Annotated in this window: 16 protein-coding genes, 1 tRNA gene and 1 pseudogene; 10 read left to right on the plus strand and 8 right to left on the minus strand. The window is 62.1% G+C overall.

Annotated features, from left to right (window positions below; genetic code table 11):
• Window positions 1-10: 10 nt before the first annotated feature.
• The 3 genes from ABJD39_RS05780 to ABJD39_RS05790 are packed head-to-tail and all read left to right on the plus strand — an operon-like array spanning window position 11 to window position 3,390.
• Window positions 11-745: a cob(I)yrinic acid a,c-diamide adenosyltransferase gene (locus ABJD39_RS05780; protein ID WP_348612982.1), complete on the plus strand. Its 735-nt coding sequence runs from the start codon at window positions 11-13 to the stop codon at window positions 743-745.
• Entirely contained in the window at window positions 745-2,370 is a 1,626-nt protein-coding gene (locus tag ABJD39_RS05785; RefSeq protein ID WP_348612984.1) for a cobyric acid synthase, read from the plus strand. The genes ABJD39_RS05780 and ABJD39_RS05785 overlap by 1 nt, the downstream gene beginning before the upstream one ends.
• 30 nt (window positions 2,371-2,400) lie before the next feature.
• Entirely contained in the window at window positions 2,401-3,390 is a 990-nt protein-coding gene (locus ABJD39_RS05790; protein ID WP_348612986.1) for a class I SAM-dependent methyltransferase, read from the plus strand.
• A gap of 31 nt (window positions 3,391-3,421) precedes the next feature.
• Here the strand turns inward: ABJD39_RS05790 and ABJD39_RS05795 are convergent, their stop codons facing one another.
• Window positions 3,422-3,775, minus strand: a complete 354-nt coding sequence (locus tag ABJD39_RS05795) for a type II toxin-antitoxin system PemK/MazF family toxin (protein WP_348612988.1) — start codon at window positions 3,773-3,775, stop codon at window positions 3,422-3,424.
• Entirely contained in the window at window positions 3,772-4,143 is a 372-nt protein-coding gene (locus ABJD39_RS05800; RefSeq protein ID WP_348612990.1) for a MarR family transcriptional regulator, read from the minus strand. Before ABJD39_RS05800 ends, ABJD39_RS05795 begins: the two co-directional genes overlap by 4 nt.
• Before the next feature lie 203 nt (window positions 4,144-4,346).
• On the opposite strand from ABJD39_RS05800, the gene ABJD39_RS05805 reads away from it, so the two are divergent.
• Window positions 4,347-4,419: transfer RNA gene (locus tag ABJD39_RS05805), tRNA-Thr, on the plus strand.
• A 420-nt stretch (window positions 4,420-4,839) separates the two neighbouring features.
• Here ABJD39_RS05805 and ABJD39_RS05810 read toward each other — a convergent pair.
• On the minus strand, window positions 4,840-5,217 hold the full coding sequence (locus ABJD39_RS05810; protein ID WP_348612992.1) for a hypothetical protein: 378 nt from the start codon (window positions 5,215-5,217) through the stop codon (window positions 4,840-4,842).
• Window positions 5,218-6,278: 1,061 nt separating this feature from the next.
• Between ABJD39_RS05810 and ABJD39_RS05815 the strand changes: the two genes are divergently transcribed.
• The 6 genes from ABJD39_RS05815 to ABJD39_RS05840 all read left to right on the plus strand — a co-directional run bounded on the left by ABJD39_RS05815 (window position 6,279) and on the right by ABJD39_RS05840 (window position 11,621).
• On the plus strand, window positions 6,279-6,686 hold the full coding sequence (locus tag ABJD39_RS05815) for a zf-TFIIB domain-containing protein (RefSeq protein WP_348612994.1): 408 nt from the start codon (window positions 6,279-6,281) through the stop codon (window positions 6,684-6,686).
• Window positions 6,683-6,814 (plus strand): hypothetical protein, encoded by a 132-nt coding sequence (locus ABJD39_RS05820; protein WP_348612996.1) that lies wholly within the window; start codon window positions 6,683-6,685, stop codon window positions 6,812-6,814. The genes ABJD39_RS05815 and ABJD39_RS05820 overlap by 4 nt, the downstream gene beginning before the upstream one ends.
• A gap of 277 nt (window positions 6,815-7,091) precedes the next feature.
• Window positions 7,092-8,177, plus strand: coding sequence for a hypothetical protein (locus ABJD39_RS05825; RefSeq protein ID WP_348612998.1), 1,086 nt, complete (start codon window positions 7,092-7,094; stop codon window positions 8,175-8,177).
• Between the two features lie 435 nt (window positions 8,178-8,612).
• Complete coding sequence (locus ABJD39_RS05830) at window positions 8,613-8,915, plus strand: hypothetical protein (protein ID WP_348613000.1); 303 nt, start codon at window positions 8,613-8,615, stop codon at window positions 8,913-8,915.
• Window positions 8,916-9,214: 299 nt separating this feature from the next.
• Window positions 9,215-9,418, plus strand: coding sequence for a hypothetical protein (locus ABJD39_RS05835; RefSeq protein WP_348613002.1), 204 nt, complete (start codon window positions 9,215-9,217; stop codon window positions 9,416-9,418).
• A gap of 577 nt (window positions 9,419-9,995) precedes the next feature.
• A complete protein-coding gene (locus ABJD39_RS05840) occupies window positions 9,996-11,621 on the plus strand; it encodes a hypothetical protein (protein ID WP_348613004.1) in 1,626 nt (541 codons plus the stop codon).
• A gap of 268 nt (window positions 11,622-11,889) precedes the next feature.
• Here the strand turns inward: ABJD39_RS05840 and ABJD39_RS05845 are convergent, their stop codons facing one another.
• The 5 genes and pseudogenes from ABJD39_RS05845 to ABJD39_RS05860 all read right to left on the minus strand — a co-directional run bounded on the left by ABJD39_RS05845 (window position 11,890) and on the right by ABJD39_RS05860 (window position 16,841).
• Window positions 11,890-12,486, minus strand: coding sequence for a hypothetical protein (locus ABJD39_RS05845; protein ID WP_348613006.1), 597 nt, complete (start codon window positions 12,484-12,486; stop codon window positions 11,890-11,892).
• A 148-nt stretch (window positions 12,487-12,634) separates the two neighbouring features.
• Window positions 12,635-14,935, minus strand: coding sequence for a BGTF surface domain-containing protein (locus ABJD39_RS05850; RefSeq protein ID WP_348613008.1), 2,301 nt, complete (start codon window positions 14,933-14,935; stop codon window positions 12,635-12,637).
• 324 nt (window positions 14,936-15,259) lie between these two features.
• Window positions 15,260-15,325, minus strand: a pseudogene (locus ABJD39_RS15010) (surface glycoprotein); the annotation flags it as partial.
• 425 nt (window positions 15,326-15,750) lie between these two features.
• Window positions 15,751-16,500 (minus strand): homing endonuclease associated repeat-containing protein, encoded by a 750-nt coding sequence (locus ABJD39_RS05855; RefSeq protein WP_348613010.1) that lies wholly within the window; start codon window positions 16,498-16,500, stop codon window positions 15,751-15,753.
• 164 nt (window positions 16,501-16,664) lie between these two features.
• Entirely contained in the window at window positions 16,665-16,841 is a 177-nt protein-coding gene (locus ABJD39_RS05860) for a hypothetical protein (RefSeq protein WP_348613012.1), read from the minus strand.
• Window positions 16,842-17,027: the final 186 nt, after the last annotated feature.

Here is a 17,027-nt window from a genome sequence, read left to right on the forward strand (position 1 = left end):
CGAAACACTCATGACCGACACGAATCCCGCAGTCGACGACGAGGAACGCACCGCCGACCGCTCCGAAGAACCCGCCGAGACCTCCCGCGCCCGGACGCCCGGAAAGGGGGTCACCCCCGCCGCACGCGACATCGACGCGAGCGCGCCCGAGGAGTTCGGCCTCGTGCAGACGTGGTGGGGCGACGGGAAGGGGAAGACGACGGCCGCGCTGGGGATGGCGTTCCGGGCGGCCGGCCACGGCTATCGCGTGCACCTCCTCCAGTTCATGAAGGGCGGCGCCGACAGCGTCGAGGACGTCCGCGGCGAGTACAACGCCATCGCCGCGATCCCGGGGATCACCTACGAGAACTCCGGCCACTACGGCTGGCATGCGATGGCCGACGGCACCGACGAGGACGACCACGCCGCCCGCGCGGCGGCGGGGTTCGAGCGCGCCCGCGAGCTGGTCGACGGGTGGGCCGACGCCGACCTGACCGCGCCGCTGGCGCTCGACGGCGACGCCGAGGCGGGCGCGCACATGCTCGTCCTCGACGAGGTGGTGTACGCCGCCAACCGCGGGCTGGTCGATGCGGACGATCTGCTCGAACTGGTCGAGTCGAAGCCCGACGCCCTCGAGCTCGTCCTCACGGGCGGTCACGAGGAGCCCGAGTACCTCGCCGACGCCTCGGACCTGATCACGAACGTCCGCAAGGTGAAACACCCCTTCGACGAGGGCCACCGCGCCCGCAAGGGTACCGAGTACTGATGGCCGAACGCGAGCGCGGGAGCGCGAGGGACGACGACGAGGTGTCCGCGCTCGCGGACGGTCGCCGCGACGGTGGCGACGATGACGCCGACGACGCCGCCACGCTCCTCGTCGCCGGCACGGCGAGCCACGTCGGCAAGAGCACCGTCGTGGCGGGACTGTGCCGCCGCCTCGCCGACGCCGGCGTGTCGGTCGCGCCGTTCAAGGCGCAGAACATGAGCAACAACGCCCGGGCGGCGCTCACGGCCGACGGCGACTGGGGGGAGATCGGCGTCTCGCAGTTCGTGCAGGCGCGTGCGGCGGGGATCACGCCGACGACGGACACCAATCCCGTCCTGCTCAAGCCCCGCGGCGAGGGCGAGAGCCAGTTCGTGATCGACGGCGAGGCGGTCGGTCACTACGAGGCCGGCACCTACTACGACGAGCACTGGGAGGCGGCGCGAACTGCCGCGCGCGAGGCGTACGAGCGACTCGCGGCCGAGCACGACGTGATCGTCGCAGAGGGCGCCGGCTCCATCGCGGAGATCAACCTCCACGACCGCGACCTCGCGAACGTCGAGACCGCCCGGTTCGGAGACGCGTCGATCCTCCTGTTGGGGGACATCGAGCGCGGCGGCGTGTTCGCCAGCCTCTACGGCACGCTCGAACTGATGCCCGACGACCTCGGCGGGCGCGTCGCGGCGACGGCGATCACGAAGTTTCGCGGCGACGCCTCCCTCCTCGATTCGGGGATCGAGGAGCTGGAGTCACGGACGGGCGTCCCCGTCGCGGCCGTACTCCCGTACGACGACCCCGGACTTCCGGAGGAGGACAGCGTCGCCCTCCCGGACGGGAACACCCGAGCGGTCGTCGGCGCCGACGACGGCGTCGCCGACGCGGCCGCGGTGACGGTCGTGGTGCCCCGGCTCCCCCGTGTGTCGAACTTCTCCGATCTGGATCCCCTTGCGCGCACACCCGGCGTGCGCGTCGCGTACGTCCCCCTCGACGCCGACCTCGCGGGCGCCGACGCGGTGGTGCTCCCGGGGACGAAGAACACCGTCGACGACCTGCTGGCGCTGCGGGATGCGGGCTTCGACGAGCGACTCCGGGCGTTTGAGGGCCCGGTCGTCGGGATCTGTGGCGGCTACCAGATGCTCGGCGAGCGTATCACGAACGCGGCCGTGGAGGGCACCGGCGACGCCGACGAGGTCGCCGGGATCGGGCTGCTCCCGGTCGAGACGCGCTTTCACGAGGACAAACGCGTTCGGGAGACGACCGTCACGGTCGACGGCGCCGGCCCGCTCGCGGGCGTAGCGGGGACGGTGTCGGGATACGAGATCCACATGGGACGGACTGAGCCAGTGGAGCCGGCGGACGAGGACGTGGTCGAGACGCCGCTGGAGCCGGGGAGCGCCGCCGTCGGCGACGTGCTCGGCACGTACCTCCACGACGTGTTCGCCGTCGAGGCCGTCCGGGGGGCGTTCGTCGACGCCGTCTTCGAGCACGCGGGGCGCGAGCGTCCCGCCGAACCCGGACCGGCGCGCGACCCGTACGAGGCGGCCGCGGCGCTCGTCGCCGACCTCGACGTGTCGGCCCTGCTCGGTGGCGACGTGCACACCGAATCGACGCCGAACGCGGACCGGTAGCCCTTTTCGCGCGGCCGGCCGAGGCCGGGTATGACCACGCCGTGCGTCCGCGCCCCCGTCCGCGAGGGCGAGGCGACGAGGGCAGCGCTCGCCGAGCGCGACCTGCTCGACGGCGACCGCGAGATCGACGTCGAGGACGGCGATATCTTCGTTCCCGTCGTCGACGCGGCCGCCGCGCGCGAGGCGGGCTACGAGGTCGTCGAACGCGAGACCGCCCAGCGCGACGGGCCGACGCCCCCCGCGGAGGTCCTCGGGTTCGAGCCCTCCTACGAGCGCCTCGGCGACATCGTGATCCTCGACGAGGACGACCCCGAGCGCGCACGGCAGATCGCAGACGCGATCATCGAGTCGGACGTGCCCTGCGAGACGGTGGTGAACCGCGCCTCGAAGGTCGCCGGCGAGTACCGCGTCCGCGAATGGGACGTGCTCCACGGCGACAGTACCGAGACGGTCCACCGCGAGTACGGCCACGAGTTCGCGCTCGACGTCGCAGAGGTGTACTTCTCGCCGCGGCTCGCCACCGAACGCCACCGCGTCACCGAGCAGGTCGAGTCGGGCGAGCACGTCGTCGACATGTTCGCGGGCGTCGGCCCGTTCGCGGTGCCGATGGCCGCCCGCGGCGCCGAGGTGCTCGCCTGTGACGTGAACCCCGCCGCGATCGAGTACCTCCGCGAGAACGTCGAGCGCAACGGCGTCGCCGACCGCGTCACCGCGCTGGAGGGCGACGTGCGCGAGACGACCGCCGACTACGAGGGATGGGCCGACCGGGTCGTGATGAACCTCCCGCACAGCGCCGACGAGTTCCTCGACACCGCGGTTCGGCTCGCGGGCGACGACTGCGTGCTCCACCTCTACGACATCGCCCACGAGGACGACCCCTTCGGCCCCGGCGAGCGCGCGATCCGGGCGGTCGCCGAGCCCGCGGGCTACGAGGTGGAGGTGCTGACGCGTCGAGAGGTGCGGTCGTACGCGCCCCACGAGGAGAACGTCTGTGTGGACGTGCGGATTCTTCGAAACTGAGGAGTAGTGAAGCTGAAACGAGAGTGGTCTGCTATCGGAATTCGTCGACAAGCGCAGCCACCGCCTCATCGACGAGGTCGTTGTCGAGCCGGCCCTGCCAGAAATCGATATCCTCGTGGTCGATCGATTGAACAGCCCACGGAGCGATTCGACTCTTCTCAGGAGTTCCGCCACGAAGCCAACTCTCCGCAGGGATATCGATGAGGCCGTCCATCCAAGGTTTCGACGTCAACGTCAGCGCGATGTACTGATCGCCATGGAACGGCCGTCCCTCGTGGTTCGAGAGAACGAGCCACGGTCGGGCATCCGCCTCTCCTTTGAACGGGTCGTCGCCGTAGATGACATCCCCTCGCTCGAAGATCGGCAGCGATCCCTCGCCCGTCACCGTTCGTTCTCCGCACTCGGGTGGGGGTCGCTGGGGGCGTGTTCGCGCCAGGATTCCTTCTCTTCTGCACCGAGTTGATCGTTGAACAGGGCAGTCGCTCGCTCGTAGCCACTGTATCGTTCGAGTCGCCCAGTGTCGTCAGTTACCGCCCAGTACGTCGCTTTGTGTTCGACTACGTCCCGATCCTTCAGCCGCGAGAGCGCGGTGCTGACTGCCCCCTCGTCGACACCGATCTGGGAGGCGATTTCACGGGCCTTGAACGCCCGTTCGTCATTAGCGGCGAGAAACCCGAGGACCTGCTCCGGGACCGAAAGGTCAGCGAGTTCTTCCTCGCTCGTGTTCTCGAAGGTGTCTCGGTCGATAGACATTGCTGGACGAGGGTATGGGTTCAACTGTGAAGAGCGTTATTAGTGAAACTTATGTAAATGATGAAATGTAGTCTCGACCAAGTAGTTCGGGAACGATACGCATCAAGACAACTAGTCTCAACTCCTGACCAAGTGAGTCCGGGACACGGCGACGCACATTCGCAACCCTTATTCCCATCATGGCAGTACGACTGATTGCACGCGCCGGTGTAGCTCAGCTGGCAGAGCGATTCCTTCGTAAGGAATAGGCCGAGGGTTCAAATCCCTCCACCGGCTTCCGGAATAAGGGTTCAAAGCTTCTAGACGCTTTTCTCGACGTTTCAGGAGCGACTGCTCGCTCAATATCGGCCGTATTAGGAGACCTGCTGACTTACCGCGTAGAGTGCGGCCAAAGTGAAGTGTAGTAATGAAACTATGACAACACCACCACTGAGAGTGAACACGCCGTCGCTTCTCACGACCTCAAGTCGCTCGTGACTGACTCTCTCAGTCACATAGACGAGGTTCCCAGCGGACAATGTGAACCAGATCCATGGAATACCGATGAGCAGAGCATAGAGGATGGTCTCATTCCCAGAGCTGCTGGCATCGTATTAAATTCGCCATCTAAGCATTGATGCGCTCCGAGAATCTCAGCACGATCTAGAGTCGCGTGAGGAAACTCAGGGCTGTGGCTGCTCTTGTTCATTCTCAATGTCAACGCTCGTCACTAGCAGCTCTGAGCAGCCCCATACGCTCCCATACCGTTATCTCATCAACGAGTGATCGGTCGATATTCCGCCGAATCGAAAGTTCTGTGGCGAGATCACCGTGGTCGTGAGCAGCATCTGCAAGTCGATGCAGGTGCTGGCGATTCCTTCGAATTTCTAGTATGCGAGAGGCTGCCTGGAACCGTAATTCGTCGTCAAGTGAATCGACCCACTGTGGAAGGCGACTGATGTCCGTCTCTATTGTAGATCGGGGGGTATCGAAAGTATCGGTGGTTTCGTTCACGGCGGTCGTATAGCGAGTTCCGTCCACAACCAATCGCTGGTAGACGTACTCCCTCCTGCTGGACAATGCAGCGTGGGCCATATAGGAACCCATGACGCGATTCCTGATAGTTGTTTAAACTACTGGAACCGCCGTCAGATCGATCGGTCCACTGTATGGTGATCCACATCGAGATTTGGGAGTAGATGGCTCTGTTGAAATCCTCAACTGCCAACAGATTCTGGGAGGGGCAGGGTAAGTACAGACGAACGACTTAGCATTTGGTTCCGTTTGTATCGGGTGGTTTACCTTGGAGAAATGGGGAAGTTCGCACAGATGAGAGTAGATGAGTTCGAGAATTGGTTCAATTTCTTCCCATTGAGGACCTTTCTGTATTGTCTTCTCGACTTCGTTCCACTTGATGTACCCAAATTTTTCTAGTTTGGGGAGGTGAGTGTGATAAAGTAATATACGTTTCTTCTCAGGACTGAGCGAATGTATTTCAGTGTAATTGATACGTTCTCCTTCTCCCGAGTTCAGTTCCTTATAGAGTGTGAACAGTAATCGGCGGCGACTTGCATGGGATAAGGTATTCAGCACACGGTCCGTCTCTTCTGCATCAAGCCTTTGGCCCAACATATCAATCATATAGTGTCATAGTACTTATCTGTAATTATCTGGCTAACAGGTGATAACTTCGCAGCCCTACTTATCGGCTGTTTCACCGAGAATAGTGCCTAACTAATAGGAGTTCAACACAGCCGGCATCCGGCAACGTCGCCAACCTCGCCGTGAGCTACCCACGGTTCCGGATTTTTGCGGTGCGACCAACCGGAATCAAGATCATCATCACAACGACACCGACCTGTCCTGCAATTCTCGCGCGCGCTATATCCCAGTGAATTGCGCCAAATTAAGGAGTGCTGATTTATCACCGCCAGACCTCGGTTTGATATATATGGTTGGGAAGTCAGAAATCTTTGGAATATTAGGCTATTTCCTGTCTATACTTTCTGTTTTGGGAGGCACACACATGCGACCAGAGTATACTATGTGTCCGAAAGACACGCAGAACTATCGATCGAAGAATCGCGCACTAACCAATTAGGCCAAGCAGCCGTTGCCAGAAGCCACCGCCTCGGTCACCTGGGGGTGCGAGTCTGATGTTCCGTCACTGTCCGGACTGCGGCAGTCGACTGACTCGGACAGTCTCCCGCGGCGGCATACCGTACGAGTACTGTCCCGAGTGTGCGGACACAAGTCCGTTCCACGCGACCGACGGAGGGTACGAACGAATCTCGAACCTCACAGACCTGCGGGAAGGCGACCGAGTTCTCTGGAATCGGCGCAAGATTCCGCTGACGGTGGTCCGAACCACCTTCGGGAGTCGGGTCGTAGTCGAGGGATTCGGCGATACGACCCACCATATCATTCCGGCTCCGGACGCGGGAGAGACGACGTTCCGCCTGCTGGGTGATGGTCGTATCGACGACCTCCGCCGGGTCGAATGGGCTCCGAAGACCGCTGCTAGCCGGTCGAGCTACGAGGCCGACTGGGGGGTCGACGGATGAGCGACGATGGATTGGATGTCGTCAGCGAGCGGCGAGAGGCGATCGAACGCGTCGCCAACAGCGACCTCCCGGCGGCATGGATAGCGGAGACACTCCTCGAAGTCGCTGACGCTGAGGGGGAGCGATGAGCCGGGCAGTCCACGCACCGAACGCGCTTGGCCGGGCCAGCGAATCCGCGTTTCGTTTTCGAGGAAACGAACACGAACGTCCCACCCAAGAGGGAACTGCCCCTTGGAAGCGACGGAACCGCACGACTTCACGGACCCAGCCGACAACGAATCGTGAGGTTCCTCAGGAAACGGAGACTGCTACTACTACTACTACTTGTACTTATAACAAGTATGTGTGTGGTGCGGTTACAGTTTCTTGTAAACTCGACGTGCAGCGGCTGGCGGGGTGGTCGCCGTGAGTGGCGTCCAACTGGGCTGGATCGTGGCCGAGGACGAGTGGGACGAGTTCAAACGCGAGGTCGAGGAGCGATGCTACACGGAGGATAGGGTTGGCCCAGAGCTAGAACGGGCGTGGCGCGAGTGGCGCGAGATACACTCGATGGAGGAGTACGTGAAACAGCTTCTCAGAGCAGTAGGGCTCCCACTCGCACATCCCGAGAAAACGAAAGGGACCCGCAAACAGCTCAGCGAGAAATCAACGACGCAGGCCTGGGTGACTGTCCACCCGCGTGTGAAACAGGAGATGAAACAGTACGCGAAGGGGAATGACGTGCAGGAGCACGAGGTTCTCCGGTCGGTCATTGCCCAGTACATCGATGGCGGCCTCGTCGGCTACGTGACGGAGAAACTGGAGCGTGCGGTGCCGGAAGTCGAAGCGGCCGTTGCAGAACTCGACGAGTCGCCTGCGAACTCTGATGAGGCTGACGCTGGGCTCAGCAAGGTCGAGAAGAAACGCCGGTGGCTGGCCCGCTACCTCATGGACGAGTCCGAGACGCCGAAACCATTCACAAGCGACGACTTCGGACAGGCGTTAGAGGCGATGCCGTACAGGGGTAGCGACTCAGAGCACATGCGAGAGACGCACCGCGAACCGGTCCTGGATCGGCTCGGGTTCATCGAGCACCCCAACAACTCGAACCTGTTCGTTCCGGTGGACAAGGCTCGCGAATACGCCGATGAACTAGAAATTCCTGGCCCTGACGCCCCCGCGTTTGAGCGGAAGGGGTTCGACGACCTCGATACCGACCAGCGGACGCGCGCCATCCGTGTGGCCGCCATCCGCGAAGCTCACCGCCGAGGTGGGAAAGGGCGGCTCACCGTGGGGGATGTCTGTGGGGATGGTGTGTTCCGTGAGGGCAGCCCTTCGGACAGCGGTGCCCGGAGTATGATGGAGCGCGCGGCTAGCACGAAGGGGTTCACATATAGGACAACGCGGGACACGATGCTCCTATGCAATCTCGACAACGTGGCAGACGACCTGCTCGCCGAAGCTGACGTATCTCCGACTGATGGTGCGACCAGTACGGAGGCGAAGTCGTGAGTACTACGGTCAGCTTTGGGACGGCAACGCTCCACGTCTGCGAGACGGTCTACACGTACGGAGACCGCAGAGTCGTCCACATGGTGCTCCCTCCACGGCAGCTCGGGGCAACTCCTGTCGCCGACTTACGCGACGCCGGTCACGACGTGGTAACGGTAGGTGTGCTCCCTGGGGAGCTTCCGGAGTGCCCTCATGCGGACGCCTATCCCGGCTGCGAGCACGTGATAGTCCGCTCTTCGGGTGTGAAATAATTGGAGCGCATACCCTCCGATGAGGTGAGGGTCGTGCAGTAGTACTACTCGACATGGACGACCACACCCGAGACGAATCCGTGGGGCCGCCGACTCACGGCGCGCCGACTGGGTGGATCGCCGAGCGTGCAGAGTCGGATGGGTGCTGGATGCGCTGTATGGTGCCCGCGAGCCGGAGGTGGATGTGGGCGCAGACGAACTCAGAGATGAGGATAGGGATGACTCCATGTCCGGGGAAAAGGCGGTGGCAGGCGTTTCAGGCCCACACACCGAGGATATGGAAATGAGCATCGACCCCACAGCAATGCCCACCTACGAGCGCGAGGACGGGACCACCGTCTCGACGTTCGGGCTCTACCGGATGGATGCGGCTGGGCTGTGGGATGTGAGCACCACCGGCGACGGTTCGGTGGTGCAGGTGACCGACACCCGCACGGGCGAGTCGTTCGTGCTGCGTCGTTCGGCAGAACCTACAACCCCCGAATAAGCCCCACATTGGGGCGAGACGTTTGCACAGGCCGCACAGAGCCATCCATCTTGGGGGGAGGGTCACACATCCGTCCATACCCCAACGTGGATGAATCTCAAAAGTACCCAACGAGGTGGTGGCGTCGGGGTCGTAACGCCGTCGTCCGGCTCATCGTCTCTGGGACCGACTTCGACTGATGGGGCGCGCGAAGACCGCCGCCTCGTTGACGTAGAGTCGCTACTGCACGCGCGCCTAACATCACTCAAGCCATACGACTCCATCTCATTCTCCGAGATTTTCTCGGAGATGGCGGACGAGTGGGAGGCCAGTTCGACTGGGAAGGGCGGATACCAGCCCGATTTGAGTGGGGATGGGGAATGAACTCCTCGCGGACCGAGGTCACTGAGAAGGTACGCGACAACCAGGACATCCTCGAAGCTCTCGCTGCGAGCGACCTTCGTTGTAGCAAGTACGCTGAGGAGCTGCTTGCACTGGCCGAAGACAACGGGGATGGTTACTGAGCGGAATTGGACGGCGTGGACGGGACGGGGAGATCCCACGGACGAGATACAGAGATACGCTGAGACGCGAAGTCTGCGTCGCCTGTGTTCTCGGTGGGTCCGCTTCCACGGTCCCGGTACCCCACGCCGATTCCGCATTGTCATGACCCCCTGTGCTTCCTTTGGAGGTGCGTCTGCGTGAACCTCCGATCTGCCCGAAGTGCGCTACACGCCTATCCCGAGGAGCGACCCGTGGCGGAATCCCGATAACCTACTGCCCGGAGTGCGGCGACGGCAGCCCGTACTTCGCTACCGACGGTGGTCACGAACCAGTCTCGGATCTGCTGGACCTCAACGAGGGTGACCGCGTATTGTGGGATGAACGCGATGAACCGCTGACCGTGGTGCGAACCACCTTTGGGTCTCACATCTTCGCTGAGGGGCCCGACGAAACACAGTACCAGGTCTTCCCCGATCACCGCGAGAACCGTCCAGAATACCGGCTCGCAGGAGTTGGCTCGATCTACCACTTCCGCCGGGTGGAACGCGCTCCATCGGGTGATGACGACCCCGAGTTCGGACGACCGGAGAGCTTCCTATGAATCGGCCGTGCTTCCTCGACCTTGCGCCGCACGAAGCTGAGGGGTGGTTGAACTACGAGACTGGCAATCTCAAAGCGTTCGTGACACTTGCGGAGTTGATATCTCGTGAAGGGGGCTGTGAGGTGACGACGGCCTTCGAGATAGATAGTCGAGTCTATCAGGCGTACATAACGCCGAAGCAGAGTGGGCTACAGCCGCCGAAGGGCAACGCACACGGGATCGATTCCGACGCCAGTACAGTTTCCGAGTACGTGCTGACTCTCCAGCCCGGGGACGGAGTTGGCGGCGAGGACGACGATACGCGGTCGTTCACCCTCCACCCTCGCTGGCCAAATATGGGGACGGCCTTCGATCCGGAGTATGTGGGCATAAGCGCGGAGTTCCACGGCGTAAACGAACATCTCGATGTCTACCTCGAGCTGTTGTTGCAGGCCCTCTCGACGTTCGGTGTCGAGGTCGAAAGGTTCGATCTTCGGTCGGGCGTTGTCACGACCTTCGAACAGTACGCGAGGGTCAATGCGGACTACAGCGCACCGCTCGTCCGCCGAGGTGGTGTACTGGATAGGGCCGACGGCGTGACGACAAGCGAGATGGGTACAGATCGCCCGATCCGTGATAACCGAGAAGTGGTCGGTCGTCACCGCGAGGTACACATTCCGACAGTGGATGCGAGCAATCTCTTCGACGGACACAGCGTGGGAGCGACGATCAAGCACTACTTCGGTAAGTTCCTGCGCTCGCCTGAGACGGCTCGGAAAGGCAAGGACCCATTGGCTCACCCGAAGCTCGGCGTTTGCTTCAAGAAGGGGCTGACTGATGGCGATAGTCCGATGCTCACTACAAACGGTGCGGTCCGCTGGAGTGAGCGAGACCAGCTCGTCCGCGAGCTGGAAGAACGAGTCCTCTCCATCCTTGGGTGGGCCGGGCTTCCAACACGGGCGAAAGACCATGCAGACGTGTTCGTGTCAGATCACTACTTCGAGGCTGCCGACAGCGAGAGAGACCGGACGCTCTTCGCAGACTCTACGGACTCGCTGACCGATGATCAGCGTGCGTGGGTAGACGCCGCACTCCTCGACCGTGAGGAACGTCCGACCGACAGTGAAGTGGCTGTCATCGACACCCTCGTCGAAAGCGGGTCGGCGTCAGTCGGAATCGTCGCTGAGCGAGCGGGTGTCTCCGAGCGAACGGTGTACCGTGCAGCCGATAATAACCCCCGTCTCTTCCAGATACACGACCGCGAAATAGGGTTCATCACCGATGTAGTACGACAAGCAATCGGGAGCATCCGCGAGCGAGCTGGCGGTGGCCTCACCCAACTGGATACTTCCGAGAGCGATAGTTCCGATGGGAAGAGCCCCGCTGACGAGAACTCCCGTCGACCCACGTTCATCGAGGAGATGAATGACTGGGGAGTGATGTGGAACGACAGTTACCCCAATAAGCCGAAGTTCGACCTCGGTCGCGTTCCCAAAGACGTGGACCCAGATTACATAATGGATGACCTCTACCGTGCGTGGTGTCGATCCGGACGGGACCGTGAGGTGTTCCACCGGGCATCATTCAAGTGGGAGAAGGACGACAGCGACTGTTACAAACCGACGTACAAACTCCCTCCGTGACAACCGAAGGCTGAGTGGCGCGATCTCCGGCGAGCGAGATCTCGACCACCAAGTGACGATCTACACGCTCGCCCACACCAGGATGCGGGCCGAGGAACTCGCGCGCCTTCGCGACGACTGGATCGACTGACAGCCGAACGGTTGCGAGTGCCGCCTGCCGAAGGCGACTGGTCGCCGAAGACCGAGCACTCCCGTCCCAAGTTGCACGGTCATGCCACCGACGAGCTTTCCGTATTTTCGTGATTTCGATTGATGTCCCCGAGTTGTGTTATTCTGCAAGAGCGGTGTTGTCAAACTCAGTACTCTGACGATAGTACGCGATCACCTGCGACGTGTCACCCTCGACGCCGGCCTCGCGAAGCGTTGACGGTGTGATCGTCGGCTCTAGGTCCTCGTACAGTTCCTGCAGCGGGCGGTTAACCCGCGCGACACCGTCACTCCGGCCGTTGGTCCGATAGCGCTGCCCGCCGCGAGAGATATACACGTCTTCCTCGAACACCCACGTCGTGCCATCGCGCCGGCGTTCGACGACCAGTTCGTCGGTCCACTCCAGTTCCCGCTCACCGTGTGCATCGAGAATGAGGTCGTAAATCGGACGCTCGGTCGATGTCTGGACGATGTTCGATTCCGAGAAATCCACTGCATCGAGAAGCTCGGCGTTTTCCTCGGCGAACAGGTGGGCGGCTGCCTGCTGGTCGCCCTCGAGGTAGACGACGTTCGTGAACTGCCCCGAGGAGTTCTTCCTAGACTGCCCCGGCGTACCGTGCACTTCGATCTTCCGAGCCATCGCTCGCAGTTCGAACGGTAGGGAGCCGATATCGATTCCAATCTCGGGACCGCCGCGCAGGCGATCTGCGTCGGACATGTCTAGCGCTACTGCTCGGAAGATGTGAATCGTCCGCCTTTGCCTAGCGTCGAGTGTGACAGCTGTCGCTGGTCGGCGTGAGCGCGTCGAAAGAATGGGTCCGCGTGAAGCGGACGTGACCGGGTTACGGCCGGTCAGTCGTGATTAGTTAGTTGTTGCGACGGGCTGCCAGCAGCGCAGCGCCCATGAGGGCGATGACTGCGAGCACGGCGCCGAAGCCGGGCGTAGACGTGGAGGTCTCCTCCGTCGGCGTGCCGTCGTCAGCCTCGGTGGCCGTCGCAGTAGCCGTCGCGGTTGCCGTGCCCTCGTCAGGCGTGGCCGTCGCGGTTGCCGTGCCCTCGTCAGGCGTGGCCGTCGCGGTGCCGGTGGCCGGCGTCTCCGTCGAGAGCGTCTCGACGACGACGCCGTCCTCGCTCAGCGAGAAGCCGGCCTGCCGGACGCTCGCGGTGAACTCGTCGCCCGCGGACTGGTCGCTCAGGTCGTAGGTCGCGTTGAAGCTCCCGTCAGCCTGAACGGTGACAGTCTGGGTCTCGAAGAACCGCGGCTCCGTGTCGCCGCTCGACTGGATGCGCACGGTGAACTCCGTTCCGGGCGCGATGTTCGTCGTGCCCGTGATTTCAGCGTCCTCAGATACCGTGACCGCAACGAGGTCGTCCTCGTTCAGGTCGAAGCTACCCTCGGCCTCCTCGACCGAGAAGTTCGCCGAAGCGGTCTGGTAGTAGTCCTCAGAGGCCTCGTCAGCATCGACATCACTCGTGTCGATGTTGAGCAGACGCGTGTCCTGCACCGAGACATCTGCGGTGACCTCGTCACCGTCCTCGAAGGTGATGTCCGAGTCCTCGTAGTCAGCGTCCTCGACCGAACTGTAGTCGACGAAGACGTAGTAGTTACCCTGGCCGTCAGCGATGACGGTCAGAGCGTCACTGACGGAGGCGGCGCTCAGGTCGAGCGTCGCGGGATCCTGGTTTGCACCAGGGTTCTCCTCCTCGAGCACGACGCTCAGGTTCGCGTCGCCGTAGGTGTTGCTCCCGTCGAGAGCATTTGCGAACTCAGTGGTGACTTCACCAGACTCGGGCGCACCCAGGATACCGGACAGACCGGGGGCGGTGAGCTGGTGGACCATCACGTCGTCCTGGGACCCGTCGGGGTCGAGGGCGAGCGTGTCGGTCTGCGTCACCTGGTCGTTCTCGACTGCGGTCGTGATAGCGGCCGCAGCGTCTTCGTCGTCGTCGCCAGCGGCGGTCTCAACATCGTCGAGCGTGTCCGTGCTCGTGCGCCAGAGCTGCTGCTCGGGCGTCTCGCGGTCGGTGATCACGAGCGTGCCGACGTTGTCCGGGCTGTCAAGCACATCAGCCGGGTCGGTGTCCGTTCCGACCGAGACGATGTAGTCGCCCGAGTCGAGGATGTCGCCCAGGTTGGACTGGCCGTCGAAGCTGATCTCGTCTTCGCCAGCACTGTCGCCGACGAGAGACACCATCTGCTCGTCGGTAGCGCTGATGTTTCCAGCCTTGTACGTGTTGAAGGCGAAGGTAACCTCGCCGTCGTCGTCGTCGTCAGTGACGGTGATGTTCGCCTGGTAGCCGTCCTCATCTTGGTCACCGATGAGAACCGTTGCGTCGCCGCCCTCTGCGGCGTCGTTCATCGTGACCGTGAAGGTACCGAAGTCGCCCTGCTGGACGGACGTGGTACTCTGCGAGAGGTCAGCCTCACCCTCGCCGACACTGTTGACGTTGATGGACGCGTCGTCTTCAACGCCGGTGTCAGCAACCGTGAAGGTGAAGTTGTACTCGCCCTCGTCGATGTCCGAGAAGTTCGTCGCGAAGTCGCCGTCGACGCCCTCAATAACGAACTCGTCGTCAGAGTTCTCGGTCGTCGTGACGCTCGAGTCCTCGCCGAAGATATCGTCAAGCTCCGAGTCGTCGTAGTCGAAGTCCTCAGACTCGACGATAACGTCGAAGTCGTTACGGTTGGAGTCGACGTTCAGGTCGACCGTGGTCGACCCCTCGTTGTCGACAGAGTTGTCGTCGAAGTCAGTCGCGAACGACTGCTCGATGATCTCGATGGTGTTGTTAGTCGTTGCGGTCACACCGTCGCCCGAGACGAAGTAATCGCCAGTCGGGAGGTCACTGGTGGAGATCCCAGTGATGTCACCGTTGGAGTCTGCCGTGAGCGGCTTCTCGAAGGTGCTGTCGGTGATCTGGTTACCGTCAGTCTCATCGACCGAGCGAAGCTGGTACTCCCTGCCCGGGTACAGCGTGGTCGCGTTGAAGTCCTGACCAGCGTAGATCAGGTCAACGTTGTTCTGGTCCTCGGTGTTGTATTCGACTGCATCGTCGCCGGCATTATTCGGAACGGTGATGTCGAACGTAGGCGTAAGCGCAGGCGAAGCGTCGGTCGCGCCACCAGCGTCGTCAATGGTGACGGTTACGCCCGTTGCGGCACTGGTCACACTCGAGAGGTCGTGAGTGACCTCAACCGTTACCGTACCGGTGTCACTAGGGGCAGTGCCGTTAACATCGAGATTGACAGTGGTCGCATCGGGGCTACTCGCGTTGTCGGCGGTGATAGGGCCCGAAGCGCTAACACTGTCAACGGAGTCAATGTTACCGCTGGCAAAGTCGATTGTAATCTGTTCGTCTGTTGCATTAGATGTCACGTCGAAGGTGATCGTCTGCGAGGCAGACGCGTCACCAGCCGCGACATTGGTTACGGACCCACCGGATAGGGCAGTAACCTCTGCGGCGGCTGCTCCGGAGAACGCGACAGTCCCAGCGAAGACGCTGAAGACCATCAGCGCTGTCAGGAACAGCGCGCGAATTGTGTTGTTGTTGTCTGTCATGGTTTGCTAGATCGCAACTGCATCGCACCGCACTGCAACCGACTGCCCATACAATCGACTCCTTTCGAGACGCGTGCCACGACCGATCCCGTACCGGCGTGACTCGGAGTGATTCGCATGTGCAGCCATGGGTAGGGGTACAGACATCCATTCCAACGGGGCTCATAAATACTTTGTGTGGATATAGGGTGTGTGTTACTCCTTCACAGCCCCCGTATCTGCCGAAATCAGCCGATTCGGGATCGCGGGGGTCTGAGTGAGATCCAATATAAACATCAGTCCGGGCGATCCAAACCGATAATTACCCCGATCGAGTATGTATTGACGGGCCCACACGGGCACGGCGTGGCCAGGGTAGGGCCCGCCGGCGCCCTCGTTTTGGTGGCTAACCACATACGATACGCGCACCGGCAGTGGAGTTACGGCTACGCGTCCTCGGTTGGCTCGTCGTCGAACGCGGCCGCCAGCGCCGCCGACCACGAGCCGAACCGTTGTTGGTACGTGCGGAGGGCGTGCTCACCGTGCTCGCGGAGGTCGGCGGCGACGGGGCGGTCGCCGATTTCGTCGGCGAGGCGGTGCAACTCGTCGATGAGTGCCTCGGTCGTCACCGTCTCGGTGCCGACCTCGGTGTTCGGCTCGAACCCGGCTGCTGTGACGGCGTCGTTCCACGAGCCGAAGCGCCGGATGTAGGTGTTCGGGCTGTGCTCACCGCGTTCTTCCATCGCGCGCGTGGTCGGCGTGCCGTCGACGCGCTCGGCGACACGTTCGAGTTCCTCGAGGAGCGCCTCGTCGGAGACAGGCTGGCGGTCCTGACTGGGCGAGGAGTCGATCCCTGCGGCCTCGAGAGCGTTGTTCCACGACCCGAACGCGCGACGGTACGTCGACGCCCAGTACGCGCCGTGGTCGTTCATGTCGGTGGCCGTCGGTCGCTCGCCCAGATCGTCGGCGACCCGGTCAAGTTCTTCGAGCAATTCCTCGTCGGTGACTGCCGAATCAGGCTCGCGCGGCTCGTAGCCCGCTGCGTCGAGCGCGTCCTGCCACGAGCCGAAGCGATCGTAGATTGTCGTCACCGCGGCGGTGCCGTGCTCGCGATAGTCGTTCAATGTCGGTTTCTCGCCGACTTCGGCGGCGACGGCGCGGATGTCCTCGATGAGGTCGGCGTCGCTGTAGGGCATACCGGAGTGATTGTCGGATGGTGGTTTGAGCGTTTGGACACTGAACTGTCGGGAGGACGAAGTGAGAGTCCCCGCGTACGCGACAGAGGCTGCCATGCAGTGACTGTGAGGCCGACTGGAAGCAACTGGAAGGTATGCGTGTTTAGATAACGATCCGGTGACTCTCATTCCTCGCCGAATGTCACGCCGAAAACCACACTCAACGCCGTCCCCGATCCCAGCCCCATGGAAATGCCCATCGCAATTCCGAGCGCGATATTGTCGAGTGCGACACCGAGCGCGATATTGTCGAGTGCGACACCGAGCGCGGATCCGAGGGCGATTCCGAACGCGATCCCCATTACGATCCATATTGCCAGTTAACCGGCACTAACTCCCATAGAATCCTCGCCAAACATTGCTGTCTGATCGTGTTCGTGTCGGAGATCTGCTTCTCCTGTACATACCAACCTTCGCCAGAATCTAGTAACTGCTGAGGATTTCAACAGAGCCACAGGATTGTATCTCTATCCCGTTTCCGCTCTTGG

The sequence above is a fragment of the Halobaculum rarum genome (assembly GCF_040025155.1).
GTDB classification, from domain to species: Archaea; Halobacteriota; Halobacteria; order Halobacteriales; family Haloferacaceae; genus Halobaculum; species Halobaculum rarum.